General features: G+C 37.6%; 21 protein-coding genes. 15 read left to right on the forward strand and 6 right to left on the reverse strand.

From position 1 onward, the window contains the following. Positions 1-41 precede the first annotated feature (41 nt). Entirely contained in the window at positions 42-602 is a 561-nt protein-coding gene (locus tag ACWITO_RS09350) for a hypothetical protein (RefSeq protein WP_448529726.1), read from the forward strand. Between the two features lie 66 nt (positions 603-668). Here ACWITO_RS09350 and ACWITO_RS09355 read toward each other — a convergent pair whose 3' ends face one another. The 6 genes from ACWITO_RS09355 to ACWITO_RS09380 all read right to left on the reverse strand — a co-directional run bounded on the left by ACWITO_RS09355 (position 669) and on the right by ACWITO_RS09380 (position 4,867). Further along, the gene (locus ACWITO_RS09355; RefSeq protein ID WP_448529727.1) at positions 669-1,397 is read right to left on the reverse strand and encodes a hypothetical protein; all 729 of its coding nucleotides are present in this window, start codon (positions 1,395-1,397) and stop codon (positions 669-671) included. 2 nt (positions 1,398-1,399) lie between these two features. Continuing rightward, positions 1,400-2,389 (reverse strand): alpha/beta fold hydrolase, encoded by a 990-nt coding sequence (locus ACWITO_RS09360; RefSeq protein ID WP_448529728.1) that lies wholly within the window; start codon positions 2,387-2,389, stop codon positions 1,400-1,402. A gap of 14 nt (positions 2,390-2,403) precedes the next feature. Further along, the gene (locus ACWITO_RS09365) at positions 2,404-2,922 is read right to left on the reverse strand and encodes a hypothetical protein (RefSeq protein WP_448529729.1); all 519 of its coding nucleotides are present in this window, start codon (positions 2,920-2,922) and stop codon (positions 2,404-2,406) included. Positions 2,923-2,983: 61 nt separating this feature from the next. Further along, positions 2,984-3,361: a hypothetical protein gene (locus tag ACWITO_RS09370; protein WP_448529730.1), complete on the reverse strand. Its 378-nt coding sequence runs from the start codon at positions 3,359-3,361 to the stop codon at positions 2,984-2,986. Positions 3,362-3,466: 105 nt separating this feature from the next. Then, a complete protein-coding gene (locus ACWITO_RS09375) occupies positions 3,467-4,057 on the reverse strand; it encodes a Crp/Fnr family transcriptional regulator (protein WP_448529731.1) in 591 nt (196 codons plus the stop codon). Between the two features lie 36 nt (positions 4,058-4,093). After that, positions 4,094-4,867 (reverse strand): DUF481 domain-containing protein, encoded by a 774-nt coding sequence (locus ACWITO_RS09380; protein ID WP_448529732.1) that lies wholly within the window; start codon positions 4,865-4,867, stop codon positions 4,094-4,096. A 223-nt stretch (positions 4,868-5,090) separates the two neighbouring features. On the opposite strand from ACWITO_RS09380, the gene ACWITO_RS09385 reads away from it, so the two are divergent. The 14 genes from ACWITO_RS09385 to ACWITO_RS09450 all read left to right on the forward strand — a co-directional run bounded on the left by ACWITO_RS09385 (position 5,091) and on the right by ACWITO_RS09450 (position 17,647). Continuing rightward, positions 5,091-5,966, forward strand: coding sequence for a pseudouridine synthase (locus ACWITO_RS09385; protein ID WP_448529733.1), 876 nt, complete (start codon positions 5,091-5,093; stop codon positions 5,964-5,966). A gap of 65 nt (positions 5,967-6,031) precedes the next feature. Then, positions 6,032-9,448, forward strand: coding sequence for a type IX secretion system sortase PorU (porU, locus tag ACWITO_RS09390; RefSeq protein WP_448529734.1), 3,417 nt, complete (start codon positions 6,032-6,034; stop codon positions 9,446-9,448). Between the two features lie 79 nt (positions 9,449-9,527). Continuing rightward, positions 9,528-10,721: a type IX secretion system outer membrane channel protein PorV gene (gene porV, locus ACWITO_RS09395; protein WP_448529735.1), complete on the forward strand. Its 1,194-nt coding sequence runs from the start codon at positions 9,528-9,530 to the stop codon at positions 10,719-10,721. 107 nt (positions 10,722-10,828) lie between these two features. Continuing rightward, the gene (gene efp / locus ACWITO_RS09400) at positions 10,829-11,392 is read left to right on the forward strand and encodes an elongation factor P (RefSeq protein WP_448529736.1); all 564 of its coding nucleotides are present in this window, start codon (positions 10,829-10,831) and stop codon (positions 11,390-11,392) included. A 324-nt stretch (positions 11,393-11,716) separates the two neighbouring features. After that, complete coding sequence (locus ACWITO_RS09405; RefSeq protein ID WP_448529737.1) at positions 11,717-12,481, forward strand: hypothetical protein; 765 nt, start codon at positions 11,717-11,719, stop codon at positions 12,479-12,481. 181 nt (positions 12,482-12,662) lie between these two features. After that, on the forward strand, positions 12,663-12,794 hold the full coding sequence (locus ACWITO_RS09410; RefSeq protein WP_448529738.1) for a hypothetical protein: 132 nt from the start codon (positions 12,663-12,665) through the stop codon (positions 12,792-12,794). Continuing rightward, positions 12,775-13,143 carry a hypothetical protein gene (locus ACWITO_RS09415; protein ID WP_448529739.1) on the forward strand — a complete coding sequence of 123 codons (369 nt, stop codon included), beginning with the start codon at positions 12,775-12,777 and terminating at the stop codon, positions 13,141-13,143. Before ACWITO_RS09410 ends, ACWITO_RS09415 begins: the two co-directional genes overlap by 20 nt. A gap of 183 nt (positions 13,144-13,326) precedes the next feature. Continuing rightward, the gene (locus ACWITO_RS09420) at positions 13,327-13,752 is read left to right on the forward strand and encodes a hypothetical protein (protein ID WP_448529740.1); all 426 of its coding nucleotides are present in this window, start codon (positions 13,327-13,329) and stop codon (positions 13,750-13,752) included. A 183-nt stretch (positions 13,753-13,935) separates the two neighbouring features. Then, complete coding sequence (locus tag ACWITO_RS09425) at positions 13,936-14,694, forward strand: Fic family protein (RefSeq protein ID WP_448529741.1); 759 nt, start codon at positions 13,936-13,938, stop codon at positions 14,692-14,694. Between the two features lie 210 nt (positions 14,695-14,904). Next, a complete protein-coding gene (locus ACWITO_RS09430) occupies positions 14,905-15,027 on the forward strand; it encodes a hypothetical protein (protein ID WP_448529742.1) in 123 nt (40 codons plus the stop codon). Positions 15,028-15,029: 2 nt separating this feature from the next. After that, entirely contained in the window at positions 15,030-15,536 is a 507-nt protein-coding gene (locus ACWITO_RS09435; RefSeq protein WP_448529743.1) for an LPXTG cell wall anchor domain-containing protein, read from the forward strand. Positions 15,537-15,538: 2 nt separating this feature from the next. Further along, positions 15,539-16,429 (forward strand): hypothetical protein, encoded by an 891-nt coding sequence (locus ACWITO_RS09440; RefSeq protein WP_448529744.1) that lies wholly within the window; start codon positions 15,539-15,541, stop codon positions 16,427-16,429. Beyond that, on the forward strand, positions 16,426-16,896 hold the full coding sequence (locus ACWITO_RS09445) for a hypothetical protein (RefSeq protein ID WP_448529745.1): 471 nt from the start codon (positions 16,426-16,428) through the stop codon (positions 16,894-16,896). The genes ACWITO_RS09440 and ACWITO_RS09445 overlap by 4 nt, the downstream gene beginning before the upstream one ends. Before the next feature lie 25 nt (positions 16,897-16,921). After that, entirely contained in the window at positions 16,922-17,647 is a 726-nt protein-coding gene (locus ACWITO_RS09450) for a hypothetical protein (RefSeq protein WP_448529746.1), read from the forward strand. Positions 17,648-17,879: the final 232 nt, after the last annotated feature.

A 17,879-nucleotide genomic window follows, 5' to 3' on the forward strand; every position in this document is an offset into this window, starting at 1 on the left:
AACATTGATTAAAAAAATAAAAACCTAAAACCCACAAAATTATGAGAAATGCAGTTTCTATTTTGTCCTTAGCTTTGCTTGTAGGGTATGTTGGTTATGATAACAGGCAAATGCTTGCTGACGAAGCAAAATTTCTTTTCAGTAATCCTGCTGAAAAAGTCTTGAATGCTAATTTGGAGGAAAAAACTACCATTTTCATTTATGAACACGAAGTATTTGGAAGGGCTATTTTATATGCAGGTACAGAGCCTGAATATGGTTTGAGACATATTCTGGCACGACATTCAAATAAGTATTTTGTCAATTACAAAGACAAAAACAAGAATACCCTGTTTCCTGATGAATTTACAGCCAAGGATATTGTTTTAGGTCTGAAAGATTTTTATGATAATTGTGTAGATATAGGTTTGTATAATCGCAGAAACGAAAGAAATATGGTGTTTATTGGTTTTATGAAAATGAAAAAGAAACGGGTAAAATCTTTGTTAGTTGTGAGAAGAGAAACCCGTGAAATAGTTACATTTTACCCTTTTAATGAAGTAAGAGAGGAGGAAATTTGGCGAGAATTGGGAATTGAACAAAGAAAATTCCATTATGACTAAATTCTAATAGAGTGTTTATTTAGTAAAAAGCGGCAACATCACTATAACTGATGTTGTCGCTCAAAATCAATTTTTTTGGATTGAATATCCAAAATTTATTCCTCCATAAAACGGCATTATGCCAATATCGGGAAGAGAAACTATCCTAAGCTGATTAGGCTGGTGCTGAAAACCTGCGGTTAGGTTCAAGTGCCATTTAGGTTGAGAGTAAGCAATACCAATGCCTGTTTGGAAAGTGATATGATTTTGGTAAAACCAACCATTTTTGGGCTTGGAATACTGACCGCTACCACTTGGATACAAATCCTCAAAAGTTTGTTTGGCATAATCGCTATGCTTGATATGTAGCCAAGGTTGATATTGCATTGCCAAATGAGTAGCAAAAACCCACTTATTGCTGTAAAAGCCGGGTAATATATCCAATTTGAAGCCCGAGTGAAAGTATCTGCCATTGATGTCGGCTGTTCTTGAAAAATTCCAACTAATGCCCGAAATAGCTTTGAAATTTCCTGCAAGATTAAGCAAAGTTCCTGCTCCCAAACGTAAATCAAAATCAAAGCCTTTTTGCGAAAATAAAGGGAAATTGGCTTGTGCCACCAAACCCCACCGTTCTATCCATTGATTGGGGCTTTCAAAATTGAACAAGTAATCGGTATTTGCATTTAGGTTCGGATTGGCATTTACTCCAATTGAGACCGTATTTTTACCTGTATTCAGCAAGCCGAAGTAGTTTTGGGCAAGTACGGGCTTTGTAAGCAATATAATACAAGCAACCTGAAAAATAAAAGTTCTCATCATCAATATTCTTTCAAAAAGTTTTTAATAGCCGTCATTACCTCTGCAGGCTTTTCTATGTTCATTCGGTGTCCTGCATCTTTGATTTCTACCACTTCGGCATTGGCAAAATGTGGCAAAGAATATTGCACTTGCATTGCATACCCCAGCGAACTGCAAGAGCCGCCTAAAATCAATACTTTATCCTGAAAATTTCGGATACCTTCGGTAAAATTGTAGGTAAAGCCCGACATCGGATTACCCAAGCGTTTGTTGCGTACATATTCCAAAAAACCGCCCACACGATGCACCTGCCAAGGGGGGGGATTGTTACCATCGCAATGATAGCCCGAAGTCATTGTACTACGGAGTATCATCATTGCTCGGTAGTCTATTTGCTCGTGGTCTTTGGGGCTTATGGCTTGTCCGTGTCTTGCTAAATTATTCCAAGTTCCATTATCATAGGCAAATTGCACAATGGTTTTGAAAAGTTTTTGCATATCCTCGCCTGTAAGGGGCATTGGCTCAATAAGCAAAAGTTGTTCTACCTTTTCAGGATTTTTTGAAGTATAAAGCGTAGCTAATCCACCGCCCCAAGATTGCCCAATAATAGTTATTTTTTGGTTTGGGGCGTAGATAGTTTTCATTGCATTGATTTCCTCTACGGCTGTTTCCAAAGTAAATTCCTCTTCGGTAATGCGTTCAGAAAGCCCGCAGCCACGCTGGTCCCAAATTACCACATAGTATTTATCTGCCAAACCTTCGCAAATATTGCGATAGGGTCGAGTATCTGTGAAACTGCCGTGCAGAATAAACAAAGGAGGATTGTTACTATTACCAAACGTTCTTACGTGAATAAGGCGTTGTTTGCCTGCTACTTTTACGCTTACGCTGGGTAAGTTGCGGTCTTGGTCAACCGTAGGCGGCACCAGTACGCCAACTTGGTCTATTTTTTGGCAACCTAAAAGTAAAATAAAGGCAAATGCCCCTGCGATCAGTTTAAGTTTGCCCATAAAATTCATTTGTTTTAAGAGATTAGGTTTGCTTCGTTTCCTGCTAATATTCTTTTAGTGAAATCAAGGAGTTTTTTCCTCAATTCATCGCTATAATTTTCATCAGTAATTTTCACTTTTCCACTCGTTACGCTTGTTGGTTCTACATAGTTTTTAACCAAAGAGGTTGAGAAAGCGGCTTTTTGCAATACCCATTCCCCTGCAAAAATATCAACCATGCCAAATACGTGATTATAGCCATACTTTCCGTCTTTGTCTTCTTCTTTACTTTCGCAAGTGAGAGCAAAGTGAAACTTCTTTTTTGCTTTTATGCACTTGTAGATAGCTGTTCGCAAAGGTGAAATAAGTAGCCCGCCCCATACAGGACCGAAAAGGATAACTTCTTCATAATCCTCCAGTCGTACATTGCCTACTATCCGAATTGGAACTCGCCATTTGAGCATTGAAATCAAAAACAAAATCAAAATATTCTTGAATAGTGGAGCGATTTGGGCTGTTTGACAATCTAACTCTCTGGCTAATTTTTCTGCCATAAATTGGCTGTTACCTGTTTTGGAATAGTAAAGTATGAGAATTTTTTCATTGCTTTGAACATTAAGAAACGGCTACTATCAAACTGCAAATCAACATTACCACATTTGTAGGAAACATTACCATTCGTTCCTTTTTACTTTTGGTAATGAAATTTGCGACTGAACCCAATACAAAAAATACAACTACTACCCAAATACCCGATTTCCCAATGACTTGGTATGTTTCAAAAGCAATTCCTGATTTGGCTAAGACCAAAAACCAGAAAATCAGTAATACAGCTATTTGAAACACTACCAAAAAACGCCCCTGAATGGGTAATTTACCGGGATATTTGCCACCAAGCGTATATTCGCCCCAAGGCATACCCAAAAGGAGAGCCACCTGAAAAAGAATGACTAAAAACGTGAGTAATGAATAAGTGTAAGTGGCAATTATCATTGATTTTGGGTAGTTTGTGCTAATTCAAAAACCTAAAATTTCTCAAATATCATTAGCACATACTTAAAATTCATTTACATTTGACAAGAAATAAAATGATTTTCATTAGCATTTTTGAGAACGCAGGCGGCTGAGTGAAGTGGGAGTTAAACCAAGAAATGAAGCAATATAATAATGAGGAACTTCGTTTTCAAGATTGGGGTAATTGGCTCTAAGCCACTCTAATTTTTCTATTCCATCGGCAGTAAGCAGTATTTTTTCTCTTTCAGCTTTCTTGAATGCCTCTATCATCATTACTTTGTAGCCGAATATTTCTAAATCTTGATTTTTATTCATTAGTTTTTGCATCAATTCATTAGAAAAAATCATCACAGAAGCCTTGGAGCTAATTACTTGAATATTTACAAAAGAGATAAAGTTCAGACTTCTCAGCAGGGTTGGGGCAATAGGTTGCCCTGATTGGTAAAAGTTTATGGTAAATTCATTCCCTTTCTTGTCCAATAAAAATAGTCTAACAATACCTTCAACAACAATGTATTCATTCCTAATGGGCTGTTTTTCTTTTTCTAAAAAATCGCCTTTTTTGAGTTTTAGAATTTTGGTACATTTCAGTAAATTCCTTGCTGTTTCTGTTGAAATAGAGTGGATAGATGAGAGTGTTTCTTGAATAAGTTGGTCAGTGAGTACTTTTTCCATTATTTTTCAATTTTTTTTGATGTTTGGTTATGCTTTTTATCTTTTACGAAACTGATACGAGATGCCATAGGTAAAAAATTGGTCAAAGTTGCGTAAGCCACTGATAATGACGTTTTCGTGGGTGTAAATGTAACTGATATTGATATTCAAACCTTTGAGCAGAGGCATATCCAAACTGGCTTCTATTTGATAGCGGTAATTATCGGCTCTATCAAAAGCGGGTTGTACAAAGCAATAGTAATTGAAAATGAGTTTTTTATCAAAAATTTCGTGTCTGCCAATAAGCCAATGCGAGCTACGCCAAACGGGAATAAAGTTGCTACCGTTGTAGAAAGAAATATTGTACTCGTTACCTGCAAAATAACTTTCTTCGTATAGCAAGCCATTGGCAAATTTGAGCGTATGCTTGGGGTTGCGTACAATCTGCCAAGTAAAGCCTGCCCCACCCGAATAGCGTACATCTATTTTTCGGCGAAAATTCGTAGAAACAAAACCTATCACAAAGCCGTAAATCTTATTCATTGGTTTGTAATAGAGATAGTTTCGGCTGAAAAAGTCTTCATCTACGCGTTTTTTGAAAACTTCTTGATAAAGATAGTTATTTTGCGTTTTGAAAACCCAATCATAATTATTGATAACCGTAGATAAATCAGCCGTAGCCCGAAGGGTGAAAATTTCAAAATTTCCTTCTTGCCAGTTGCCACCTATCCTATAACGCATCTGCAATCGCATTGTATCGCTTTCGTTGAGTTGGGCAAAGCCAGTAGCAGATACTGCAAGCCAGAATAAAACCAAAAATCCTATTTGCATAGCCGATGAGTTTTGTTTTACAAAGAATTTATAGCAGGTTTGGGGTTTGAAGTTTGAAGTTTTGAACCTTAAACCTTTGAACCTCTGAACTCTTGAACTTTGAACCTTTGAACCTTTGAACCTCTGAACTCTTGAACTCTTTACTCCCCAAGACTTATGTTCAAAATATTTTAGACAAGCTCAAAATAAAAACTTATCTTTGCATTTCCAATGTAATGCAAAAATGAGAAAAAAAAGAGAAGCACCCAAAGAAACACCTCGTAAAAAGTATTTGCAAAAGCCTAAAAACGAGGAAAGCAAATCTATTCAAACGCCTACGTATCATTTCAAAAATTTTAAGGAAAAGAAAAAAAATGTCAAGAAGGGCGAGGTTCAGGAGCCAAAATCTACTATTCGGCTCAATCGGTTTATTGCTAATGCAGGAGTTTGCTCACGCAGAGAGGCTGATGAACTTATCAAGCAGGGGGCTATCAAGGTAAATGGAAAGGTAGTTACGGAAATGGGCTATCAGGTAAAACCCAACGATAGAGTAACTTATCAGGGTAAATTACTGAAAAGAGAAAAATTCGTATATGTTTTGCTCAATAAGCCCAAAAATTGCATTACTACTACCGAAGATGAAAACGAAAGACGTACCGTAATGGATTTTGTGAAAGATGCTTGCACAGAGAGAATTTACCCTGTTGGGCGTTTGGATAGAAATACTACGGGTTTGCTTTTGCTTACCAATGATGGCGAACTTGCTAAAAAACTCTCTCACCCTTCGTCTAACATCAAAAAAGTGTATCAGATAACTTTGGATAAACCCATAACCGAAGAAGATTTTAGGCAATTGGAGCAGGGGCTTGAGCTGGAAGATGGATTCATCAAACCTGATGCGGTTGCCTTGCTAGAGCCTATCGTACTGGGTATGGAATTGCATAGTGGTAGAAATCGCATTGTAAGGCGTATGTTTGAGCATCTGGGTTATGAAGTTACCAAACTTGACCGCACTATGTACGCGGGACTTACCAAAAAAGACCTGCCTCGTGGCAAGTGGCGGTATCTTACCCAACAAGAAGTTATCCGCTTGAAATTTTTGATGAAAGGGGGAGAGTAAAAAATTATTTTTGCTTGTTGGTATTTACCTTTTTTACTTTGAAAGAATAAAAGAAAAAATTAACTATGAAATACGTAGTAATACTTTTGAGTTGCTTCGTTAGTTTGAGCTTGCAGGCTCAAAATTCGGTTTTGAGTACGGGCAAATGGTATAAAATTGCCGTATCGCAGACAGGTATCCATAAAATTACGGCTCAAAATTTACGCGAATGGGGCATAGATATTTCCCAAATCAATCCCAAGAATATAGCCATTTATGGCAATGGTGGTGGTATGCTTCCCCAACCCAACAACAGCCCCCGCCTTAGCGATTTGCAAGAAAATGCAATAATGGTGATAGGGGAGGAAGATAACCGAATGGACAACAACGACTACCTTCTTTTTTATGCTCAAAGTGCCGATAAAATCCTTTTCAATCCTATTACACAACGTTTTAGCCACGAAAAAAACCTTTATGATGATAAAAATTATTACTTTCTGACCATTAAAAATTCAGCGGGTTTGCGTGTGCAAAATCAGCTTTCGGTAAGTGCTACGCAAAATATTACGACTTTTGATAATTATTTCTATCACGAAAAAGACCTTTTCAATATTCTTAACCAACTCGGCAGAGGTGGCTCGGGACGCGAATGGTATGGTGAATTTCTGAACGCAGGGCAAAGTGTAGAAATTTCAACGACTTTGGAAGGGCTTGTGCCAAATTCTACAATACTATTTACTTCTTCTGTGCTAAATCAATCTTTCAACGTAGCAAGTTTTCAGGTGGCTATCAACGGGCAAACTATTGGCTCGCAAAATGTTTCGCCTATTTTTGATGCAACTTATTCCACCAAAGGCATACCTGATGTGGCAACTTTTTCGCTCAATAGCAATCAAATTCCTGCGTTGCCTCAATTCAAAGTTACTTATGCTTTGCAAGGCTCAAATGTACGTGGTTATCTAAATTACTTTGGAGCACAAAGTAAAAGAGAGTTAAGGTTGTATGGCAACCAAACTGCTTTTCGTTCCATAGAGAGTATGGCTTTTCCTACTTCCAATTTTATTGTAGGCAATGTGAGCAGTGGCACACAAATTTGGGATATAACCAATCCATTAGAACCCAAAAACCAAGTTTTTACGCTTTCAGGCTCACAAGCCTCTTTTGGAGCGGCTACGAGTGGAGTTTTGAAAGAGTTTGTCGTTTGGCAGGGGGCTGATTTTCCTATTCCTACGCTTGTAGGCGAAATTCCTAACCAAAATTTACGAGCTTTGGCTACCCCTAATTTGCTTATCATTACGCACCCTAATTTCAGAGAAGAGGCAGAAAGGCTGGCTCAATTCAGACGCACAAACGATGGCTTTTCGGTAGCTGTGGCTGATATTTTTCAGATTTACAATGAATTTTCATCGGGTAGGCAAGATGTTACCGCTTTGCGAGATTTTATCCGTTATCTTTATCTCAAAACACCAAACACCTTGCAGTATGTATTGTTTTTTGGTGCCGCTTCCTTCGACTACAAAGACCGAGTAAGCAACAACACCAATTTTGTTCCTATTTATGAATCACGAGAGTCTTTGCACCCAATTTTTAGCTACTCTTCTGACGATTATTTCGGTTTTATGGAAAATAGCGAAGGCGAATGGATAGAAACGTTCAGCAATGTACCAACTTTTGACCACACCCTTGATGTAGGTGTAGGACGTCTGCCTGTGCAAACTACTGAACAAGCCCGTAATGTAGTAGATAAAATCATTGCTTATGCAAACCGAAAAGAAAATTTAGGAGAATGGCGTAAAAAAGTGGTATTCGTGGCAGATGATGGCGACGCCAATCAGCACCAAGTAGATGCCGATAAAATTGCCCAAAAAGTAGAAAATGATTATCCCAATTTCAATGTAAAGAAGATTTACTTAGACGCCTATCCCCAAGTGAGCAGTGGCGGAAATGAACGCTCCCCTGAATGTAAAAGAGCCTTTACAGAAGCTATTGAAAAAGGAGCTTTGGTCGTAAATTTCACAGGACACGGCGGCGAAGTAGGCTGGACACAAGAGGAAATTCTCCGTACACCCGACATCAAAACTTGGAACAATGGAAATTATCTGCCCTTGATGATTACTGCAACTTGTGAGTTTGGCAGATATGATGAGCCTACAACGCTTTCAGGGGCAGAGGTAGCAATTTTAGAACCCCACCGTGGGGCAATTGCTCTTATTACAACCACACGTCCCGTGTTTTCAAGTACCAATTTTATTCTTAACGACCAGCTCTACAATTTTATTTTTACTCCGATTGCGGGCAAAATGCCTCGTTTGGGTGATATTATGCGACTGACTAAAAACAATAGCCTTGCGGGTTCGGTCAATCGGAATTTTTCTCTGCTCGGCGACCCTTCTATGCGACTTGCTTACCCCGAAAAAAATATCGTGATTACACACCTCAACGGCAAAGATATTACCATAGAGCAAGATACCCTCAAAGCCTTGGATAGAGTGATTTTGGAAGGCGAAATTAGAGACGAAAATAACGTACTTATGCCGAATTTTAATGGTGTCCTGAATGCTACTTTGTGGGATAAACCTCGTATCAAGACTACATTTGGCACGCAAAGTTCCTCGCCTATGAATTTTCTGATGCAAGATGTAAGGCTTTTTAATGGCAGAGTGAGCGTGAAAAATGGTCGTTTCCGTTTGCAATTTGTAATGCCCCGAAATATTAACTATGCCTTTGGCAATGGAAAAATTAGTTTGTATGCTTCCGATATGCAAAATTTGATAGATGCAGGAACAGGCAAATCTGATATTGTAATAGGAGGTTCTAATCCTAACCCTATTGCCGATAATACGCCGCCTCGGATAAGGCTTTTTATGAACGATACTACGTTTAAGAATGGAGGTTTAGTGAATGAAAATCCCTTACTTTTGGCTTATTTGTATGATGAAAATGGTATCAACATTTCTTCGGCGGGTATTGGGCAAGATATTACAGCGTACCTGAACGATAGCATTCAAAAACCTTATATTTTGAATGATTTTTATACTACCGATTTGGATAGCTATCAAAGTGGCAGGGTGTTGTATCCGTTCCGAAATTTGCCCGAAGGGCGTTATACACTCACTTTCAAGGCTTGGGATACTTACAACAACTCTTCGGAAACTAAAATTGAGTTTGTTGTAGCTTCCTCAAAGAGTTTGCGTTTGCAAAATGTAATGAATTATCCCAATCCGTTCAGCGAAAGGACTACATTTAGCTTTGAACACAATCGTTTTAACGAAGATTTGGAAGTAGAGCTTGAAATTTTTAATTTGCAAGGCGAAAAAATGTTAGTTTTTAGGGATAAAATCTTTACTGCCGATGCCAATGTGAGTAAATTTATATTAGATTTGAATGGCTACGGCACGAAATTTGCTAATGGAATGTATATTTATCGCCTTTCGGTGCGTAGCCTTCAAGATGCCCAAAGAGCAACGGCTACGGGCAAAATCGTAGTGATGAGAAATTTCTAAACAAAAAAAGCCTGCCTATGTAAAAATTTTACGCAATTTTTGTATTTTTGTAAAATTTTTTACTAAACTTCAAGTTCAAATGAAAAGAATAGGTATTTTCTGCTTGGCTTTGCTTGCCAGCATCGTATGCTTAACAAAATCTTTTGCACAAGGTTCGCCAACTACGGGTCAGATATTTGATTCGCTTCGCCGTCCTATTACTACGGCAGTGCCTTTTCTGCTTATTCCTTCTGATGCTCGTGCCGCAGGTATGGGTGATGTAGGGGTAGCCACTTCGCCTGATGCTTTTGCTACGCACTGGAATCCTGCTAAACTTGCTTTTGTTGATAAGGAGTATGGAGTTGCCTTGTCTTATACGCCCTGGTTGCGTCGGCTTGTCAATGATATGGCAATTTCACATCTAGCGGGCTATTACAAATTTTCGGACAAAGAAGCTGTATCTTTGGGAATGACCTACTTTGATATGGGCGATATAAATTTTACAGATAACTTTGGTAACCCAATGGGAGATTATCGCCCTCGTGAGTTTTCCATTCGTTCTCATTACTCTCGCAAACTTACCGAAAATTTGAGCTTATCTATTGGAGCGTTTTGGGTGCATAGTAATATTGCTAACCTCTTTTTCACGGGCAATGGTGCCACAGGACAAGCCAAGCCGGGTAATTCGGGAGGCGTGGATATTGGAGCTTTTTACCAAAAACAAGGTTTAAATTTATCAGGTACAGAATTTGATTTTGCTGTGGGAGCCGCTATCACAAACTTGGGAGCAAAAATCTCTTATACAGGGGATAACCAAAGAGATTTTCTACCTACCAACTTACGTTTGGGAGGTTCGGGTACGCTCAAATTAGATGAACTCAACAAAATTACTGCCGCTTTGGATTTGAATAAACTTATGGTGCCTACTCCTTCGCCCAATCGCTTGCCTCGTGATATAGGACTTCTAAGTGGTCTGTTTTCCTCTTTTGGCGATGCTCCCGATGGTATCAGAGAAGAGCTACAAGAGTTTATGATGAACTTTGGGGCAGAATACGTGTATAACGATATGTTTATGGGACGCTTGGGACTTGCAATGGAACACAAAAATAAAGGTGATAGAAAGTATGCTACTATTGGCTTGGGAGCAAGATACAATGTTTTCGGTTTAGATGTAGCCTATATGATACCTTTCAAACGTACTAATCCGCTTACTGATACTTTCCGTGTAACTCTGATGGTAAATTTTGGCGGAAAGGATAAAACTTCTGCTCCACCTCCTGCTGAAAATGAATAAACATTTTGTCATTCAAACAAAAAGCCTTGAAGCCCTTACTTCAAGGTTTTTTGTTTTTGGATTGTTTTGAAAAAAAACTAAATTTGCACCCAAAAATTAAAAACCTTATGGCAAAAGCATCAGATGTATCTCGTGGAAATTTTATTCGCTTCAATGGCGAAATTATGCAAGTAATAGAGTTAGAACATCGCACTCCGGGTAACTTGCGAGCTTTTTATCAGATGAAAATGCGAAATGTTAAGAATGGTAAACTTGCTGAAAATCGTTTTCGTCCTGATGAAACCGTAGATATTGTAAGGGTAGAGGTGAAGGAAATGATGTATTCGTACCGTGATGGAGAAAATTTGGTATGTATGGATAATGAAACCTATGACCAAGTCTATATTCCTGAGGTTGCATTTGGCGAAGGCATACAATTTTTGAAAGAGGGTGCTACGGTGAAGGTGAGTTTTGATGACACCAATACCCCTATTTTGGTAGAATTACCCGCTTCGGTAGAGCTTTTAGTAACTTATACCGAACCGGGTGTAAAGGGCGATACTGCTACCAAAACACTCAAACCTGCCACTTTGGAAACAGGGGCAACCATTAGCGTTCCTTTGTTTGTGAATGAAGGCGAACTTATCCGTGTGAATACACTCACAGGTGAGTATATGGAGAGGGTAAAGTAGTCATTTAGCTTTATACCAATAAAAGTCCTTGAAAACATCATTCAAGGACTTGTGTGTTTTAGTAGTCCCTTAAAAACTATCAAATGTTAATGGATAGATATGCTCAAAATGGTAAAAAATATGGTAGAAATTAGCAAGAAATTTAGTATATTTGCAAAAAACCTAGCCAAAATATGTTAGGCAAACGTTGGAAACCCTGTAAGGTTTACAAAAACTTACAAGATTAAGTCTCTTTTCGTTCAAAAATTTTCACTTTTTCCCAAAATTTTTTTCAATCTAAATTCAAAACTACTTTTTAAGGGACTAATAAATGATTTCTGTAAAATGTCAAAGTTTTGGATTAACATTTTAGGTATTGTATCGCTTCTTTTTGGTTGTAAGGACAATCGCTATAAGGTGATTGCTTCCTATAAAGATGGCAAGGACATACTTGAATTTAAATTGTATTCTGAAACCTCTTGGGGAGTTAAGTATGAGGCGATAATGTGTTTTTTCAATAAAAGGCGGGTAGATTACTTGGGATTTTTGAAAGGTATAGAGGGGGGATATGCCAAAACATTTCCTGTTCAGGAAAAACACCGTCTTTTAATTAAAAAGTACATAAAAATAAAGCATTCGGCTGATACCAAAGGGCTTATACCTTGGTTTATTTGGGTAACCCCAGATGACTTCAAAGAATTTGAATATGAGAAAATTGCTCACCTTATTAGCACCAACAGCGATGACATACTTCAAAAGCTCGTAGATTCTGGCGAAAATATTTACATCCGTACAGTTGCTTATTTTGACTTTGATCAGCTAAAACCTGATACATTCCTGCTGAAAAAGCCTGATTTTTTAGGTGTTGTACAGATTATTCCACAAGGTTTGGTAAGTTTTGATAAAGAGGAGGGGTCAAGAAAAATTGGTACTATGATTGGGAAACTGGACAGGACAGGAAAAATTCTAATTATGGATCCTAATTTTAACTTTTCAGGAGATTTCATCAACCCAGATGAGGTATTACTGGCAAAAAACAATAAAGGACAAATGCTAAAAGATTGTTTCATCATAGAATTTGAATCTCCCAATCCCAATAATCAAAACTAATTATTTCCGACTTTTGCAACAACTTTGCTAAAAACCTTTCAAAAATATGTTTAGCAAAAGTTAGAAGCCATAGGCATTTCCGCTTACTTGCAAGATATTTTCACTTCTCTGCTTTGCTTGGATAGTAGCGAAGGGTTTCAAACAAATATAAGCTATTGTACCCCAAGACGTTTGCTTACGCTTGGCTTCAATCCGTTTTCAAGAAACTACTTACACTATTGCCGAAATTCGGGCAAGTGTAAAAAGTGCTTATACCAAAAACTTACACGAACACGGAAAATATACTTGGAACTATGGCAAAAGAAAAGAATGATATTTTTAGCCTTACCGAAAGGTATCTTACCGAAAAATACGACTTACGGCGAAATACCATTACTTTTGAGGTTGAAATAAGTCTTAAAGGCGAAAATAAATTTGAAGTGATAAGTTTTGAGGATATTTTCAAAGAATTAAGAGTTGCGGGGATAAATATCCGTGAAAACTTCTTGAAAATCATTTTGAAAAGCAGTTTTGTTCCTGATTTTAACCCTTTTTTGAGCTACTTTGAAAGTTTGCATTTTCCTGAAAAAGACTACATAAAAGACTTATGTGGTTTTTTAGAGGTAGAAACTGAACCAAAAGAGTTTTACAATTCTTTTAGGCAAAGCCCTTCAAAGCCTTAAATATGTAAGAAGTTCCAAACGCATTGAAAGGTGTAAATTTACGAAATACGGCTACTACATAATTTTCAACAAATAGACAAAAATAAAAAAAGTGCAATTTTCAAGAACACTTTTTTATTGATTTTTTCAAAAAAATGAAGAATCTCAAAACTTTCTTACTTTTGTACAAAAAAAATAAATCTTATGGGTTACGATTTGCAAGGTATAGGAATGGCACGTCCTGCCGTTTCTCATCAGCAGTTTGCAAGAAACATTGTCATAAATTTTTACTTGCTTACAAAGTTTGAAAGGATTGAGGCTTTCCAGGAAGGCACGGCAAACAATAAGCCTACTTGCGAAAAAGTCCCTGATGTTACTTTTGTAGATATTGAAACTGAAAAAGTTTTGGTTTCGGTGGAAATAGAAAAGATTTGGAGCAGTGAAACCATTTGGAAAATTAAGGAGAGTTTAATAGGTAGGTATAAACATCAAGAAGTTTTTTTGTACAATTACCGAAAAAATCTTTGGCGAAAATACTATAAAAAAGGTAAAGAAATTTTATTTGCTGAAACTGCTTACAGCGATATTTTGCAAATAAATTTGACTGATTTATTGGTATTAAATAAGTGATTTCAGGCTGATTTTCGGCTGATTTTTCGGGTAAGCGATAATGTAAAAAATCGCTCCACACGTCAAAACAGAGGTTTTCCTCATGTAAAAGAGAAAAAAGGCATATTCGTTAGTTATAGCTTTGATGAATTTCTAAAAATTATTGAAAAAATTGAATAGTTTTGTCAAAAATTACGTTTGGGTATGGATTTTAAGAGGGTTCATTCGTTAATGCAGGAATACAAAAGGCTTTCCAAAAATTTTATAGATGTGGAAAAATACAGCTACTATGCGATTACACATCACTCTACAAGCATAGAAGGAAGCACGCTTAAAGAGAAAGAGGTTATCAACTTGTTGGAGTATGGAATGGGTAGTAAAAAGCCTTTTGAACATCAACTAATGGTATCTGACCACCACAAAGCCTTAATGTTCGTTTTAGAAACCGCCAAAGAAAAAAAGCCAATCACGGTAGATTTCATACAGCAAATCAATGCCAAAGTAATGCAAAATACAGGAAAAACTTATTTTACGGCATTAGGCGATTTTGATAGTAGCAAAGGCGAATTACGGTTATTTTCGGTCAGGGCTGGCAATAGAACTTTCCCTGACTACAAAAAGCTACCTAAATTGCTGAAAGATTTTTGTGAGCAAACAAGTCAAGAGCTAAAAAAGGCAAGAAGCACAGAAAAAAAATTGTTGCTTTCTTTCAAAGCACATTTTGATTTTGTGAGCATACACCCTTTTGCCGATGGCAACGGCAGAACCTCTCGCCTGCTGATGAACTACATACAAGCCTATTTCAATTTGCCTTTGTCTATTGTTTTTTTAGAAAACCGAATGGAATACATTGAGGCTTTGGAAAAAAGCCGAAAAGATGATGAGCTTACACCTCTCTATGAATTTATGTTGCGTCAGTATGAAAAGTTTTTGAGAAAGGAAATTAAGTTGCTGAAATCTTGACTACTCAAACAAACTTTCTACAAATCTTTCTACTTCTTTTTCTTCATAACCAAGATTATAGAGTATAAATCTTGCGTCTGAAGACATTAGTGTTTTAGATTTTATCAAATATTTCTTTTCTTTTGGCAAAAAAGCCCTCATTCTTCTATACAAAGTGGACCTACTCATTTTTATTCTTTCACACAATTGCGATCAGAAGCAAAAGGTAGATTGCAAGCTCTCAAAACACAAGTGCCACAAGAAATTGAGCAAATGCGTCAAATGGTGGCACAAGCCAAACAGAATTACGAAAACGAGCTTAATCAACTAATGCAAGTCTTAAATTCTATCTAACTATGACACAAGATAAGGACGTATTGGAGCTAATAAATGGTTTTGGTGAATTGGATACCTTGGCCTATCAAGAGCAAGATTTAGGTTTTTTGAGAGACATATTTGCCGCACACGCTGTACGCAAAGAAAAGGCTGAAAACGAGCTAAAAGCCGTACAAGCAGAGTTTGAAAGCCTTAAAGCAAGTGCCGAAAGGCAAATCAACCAGCTCAAAGAACAGGCACAAAGAGATGAGGCTGATTTTCAAAGACGCAAAGCAGATTTGGAAAGACAAATAGAAGCCAAAAGACAACAAAAAGCACAAGAGGCTCAACAAAAAGCACAAGAGGCTCAAATGGCTATGGCTCGTACTTCATCTAATACAAGTACAAGTTCAACAACATCTACAAGTGCAAATGCACCCAAGGAAAACAACACAATGCTTTGGGTAGGTTTGGGAGTAGGAGCTGTGGCACTTATTGGTTTAGGTTTATTTGCTTTCCGTAAGAAATCATCAACACAAGAAAAATAATTATGCAACTGGAATATTTGCAAGGTATAGATGATGAAAGCACTGAAAGTGTTGCCGAATTGTTTGAGGGAGATTTGCCCGAAAGCATACAGGAGTATGTGGCTTTTGTAGAGCAAACACCTATGCAAACAAACAATTTAGGCAACCTATTGAGTTCTATCAAAGATAGAGTTTTCAATACAGTTTCCGACAGGCTTGCAGGTTTTGTAGCGAAAATGACAGGCTTGCAAAAAGATTTGCTTGATAAGGAAGTAATCAAACAATATGTACAACAAAAAGGATTTTCCACTTACCTTGCCGATATTTCAAGCAAAGCAGAAGCAGAAGGCTACAACTACGGCTATGGTTTTGGAGACGGCAACGCTCAAAATAACAATAGCTTGGATTTAGCTGAATATGTAGGAGAGTTTGTAAAGGAAGGCTTAAATAACGGATTTTTTACACAAGAGCAAATTTCAGCAATGAATACAGCTGATTTGCAAGGTAGTAAAGAATGGTTTTCAGCCAATAGAGCTACTTACAATTTGCTTACAAAAGACCAGCCCGCTTATTTTCAAAGCGTAATAGACGCTATCAATACGGCAAAAAATCGTATAGCGGTACCAGTTACACCAGTTGCAAATGCAAGAAGTGTAACTGATCCGGAGAAAAACACCTCTACTGAAAATTTGCCTGTATTAAATAAAATAGAAAACACAGATAACCCAAAAGAAAGCACACCTACCAAAGAAAGTTTTTGGCAAAAGAATAAAACAATTATTCTTATAGGCAGTGGCTTGATTGTGGCAGGTTTAGTGGCAGGTATTATTTACGCTACAAGAAAAAGTAAAGAAGTAAGTGGTGTTTTGAATGGTGTAAAACAAGTAAAACGCAAAGCGAAAAGAGGTGTATGAGAGTTTTTAATATGAACGATAATTTTGCCAATGAGCTTGTTTTAAGCGTTAAGCAAATAGATGACTTTGCAAGTGAAATGGTGCAAGAAATAGAAAAAGCTGATGTTTTTGCACAGACGCAAAGCAAACCTTCATACGCTCTTACCGTAGAGCCTCAAACGGAAACGGATAAAACATACGCTCTTACCGTAGAGCCTCAAACGGAAACGGATAAAAAGACAAATGTAAATGCAAAACAAATACAAGCAAGTTCTACTTCTACGGAAACAATACAGCCAGAAATAGTATCTAAAAACAGCAAAACACAGCTATCTGTAAAAACCGATAGTGCCGAAAGAAAGCGAAAAGTGCATTGGTTAGAAGTTTTGCTCATAGCTGGTGGTACTGTAATAATTGCTTGGGCTTTACTAAAAAAAGAAGCCAAAGAGCAACCTAAAGAACAGCAACCCAAACAAAATCAAACATAAAACTTAAAACTCAAACTAAAAAACTATGATTGACGAAAAAAACGAGCAAGGGCTAATGGCAGGTCTTGCAGGTGTTATGCAACTTGCAGGCAAACTTGATGACAAGCAAATTTTTAGCTTGATAGCCGCGGGCGTAAATAAAATCGCCGAGAACCAAAGAACCGCAAGTCGTGGTAGTCGTGAGGATTTTTTCAAATACTCTGACCGCTTGGAAAAAGGAGTAGTGGAAAAAATCAAAAAAGGAGAACTGCAAGCAGTAGATTACGAAATTATCAGCGTAGTTGAGGTTCCTGCGGGTGCGGGGAAAAGAAGTATAGATTTCTTTACCAGCGACCAAGTTTATAAAGCGGGTATTCATACCTTGAACAATGGACGCACCGAAAAGGACTTCAATATGATTGTGTCTGAAATCGGTTTGCTTGCGGCTAACTTTACAGCTCCTTTGACGGATGCCGCTATTTTGGATGCAAACTTTCAAAGTGTTTCAGCTTTTCCAAGTTTGAGAAATGCTTTTTTGAATGTTTCTTGCAACAATCGTATCATCACCCGCCACTTGCCCGTAAATAGCTTTTATGCAGTAAATTTGGCGTATACGACTGACCAAGAACACGTTATTCGCTTGGACAACCCCAAATTTTTGCTTGGCAATGAAGTCCTTACCGCAACGTTAGAGTTCCAAGACGCCAGTGGTGTGCCTGCGAACACTATCGCAATGATTAAATTGCGTGGAACAGCTACCCTACCTCGCTAAGCTCCTAAAAAAGGGGGCAAAGCCCCCTTTTTTACAAAATCTAACCTTTTGAAATATGTTGAAACATTTTGACAAAGTTGAGAAGATACAAGCCTTAAACTTTACTTTTACAGGTATTCCTAACGAGGAAGTAGAAAGCTCTATACGGATTGACAAAGGTTGGAGCAGAATAGTTGGAATAGGCGTGGTAAGCGAATTTTACCGAGAACCCTCTACAATTGAAGAAGCAACT

The sequence above is a fragment of the Raineya sp. genome, from assembly GCF_053497555.1.

Coding starts and splice junctions, on each gene's coding strand:
- ACWITO_RS09350 (WP_448529726.1), top strand. CDS start 42: ATGAGAAATGCAGTTTCTATTTTGTCCTTAGCTTTGCTTGTAGGGTAT.
- ACWITO_RS09355 (WP_448529727.1), bottom strand. CDS start 1,397: ATGAGAACTTTTATTTTTCAGGTTGCTTGTATTATATTGCTTACAAAG.
- ACWITO_RS09360 (WP_448529728.1), bottom strand. CDS start 2,389: ATGGGCAAACTTAAACTGATCGCAGGGGCATTTGCCTTTATTTTACTT.
- ACWITO_RS09365 (WP_448529729.1), bottom strand. CDS start 2,922: ATGGCAGAAAAATTAGCCAGAGAGTTAGATTGTCAAACAGCCCAAATC.
- ACWITO_RS09370 (WP_448529730.1), bottom strand. CDS start 3,361: ATGATAATTGCCACTTACACTTATTCATTACTCACGTTTTTAGTCATT.
- ACWITO_RS09375 (WP_448529731.1), bottom strand. CDS start 4,057: ATGGAAAAAGTACTCACTGACCAACTTATTCAAGAAACACTCTCATCT.
- ACWITO_RS09380 (WP_448529732.1), bottom strand. CDS start 4,867: ATGCAAATAGGATTTTTGGTTTTATTCTGGCTTGCAGTATCTGCTACT.
- ACWITO_RS09385 (WP_448529733.1), top strand. CDS start 5,091: ATGAGAAAAAAAAGAGAAGCACCCAAAGAAACACCTCGTAAAAAGTAT.
- porU (WP_448529734.1), top strand. CDS start 6,032: ATGAAATACGTAGTAATACTTTTGAGTTGCTTCGTTAGTTTGAGCTTG.
- porV (WP_448529735.1), top strand. CDS start 9,528: ATGAAAAGAATAGGTATTTTCTGCTTGGCTTTGCTTGCCAGCATCGTA.
- efp (WP_448529736.1), top strand. CDS start 10,829: ATGGCAAAAGCATCAGATGTATCTCGTGGAAATTTTATTCGCTTCAAT.
- ACWITO_RS09405 (WP_448529737.1), top strand. CDS start 11,717: ATGTCAAAGTTTTGGATTAACATTTTAGGTATTGTATCGCTTCTTTTT.
- ACWITO_RS09415 (WP_448529739.1), top strand. CDS start 12,775: ATGGCAAAAGAAAAGAATGATATTTTTAGCCTTACCGAAAGGTATCTT.
- ACWITO_RS09420 (WP_448529740.1), top strand. CDS start 13,327: ATGGGTTACGATTTGCAAGGTATAGGAATGGCACGTCCTGCCGTTTCT.
- ACWITO_RS09425 (WP_448529741.1), top strand. CDS start 13,936: ATGGATTTTAAGAGGGTTCATTCGTTAATGCAGGAATACAAAAGGCTT.
- ACWITO_RS09435 (WP_448529743.1), top strand. CDS start 15,030: ATGACACAAGATAAGGACGTATTGGAGCTAATAAATGGTTTTGGTGAA.
- ACWITO_RS09440 (WP_448529744.1), top strand. CDS start 15,539: ATGCAACTGGAATATTTGCAAGGTATAGATGATGAAAGCACTGAAAGT.
- ACWITO_RS09445 (WP_448529745.1), top strand. CDS start 16,426: ATGAGAGTTTTTAATATGAACGATAATTTTGCCAATGAGCTTGTTTTA.
- ACWITO_RS09450 (WP_448529746.1), top strand. CDS start 16,922: ATGATTGACGAAAAAAACGAGCAAGGGCTAATGGCAGGTCTTGCAGGT.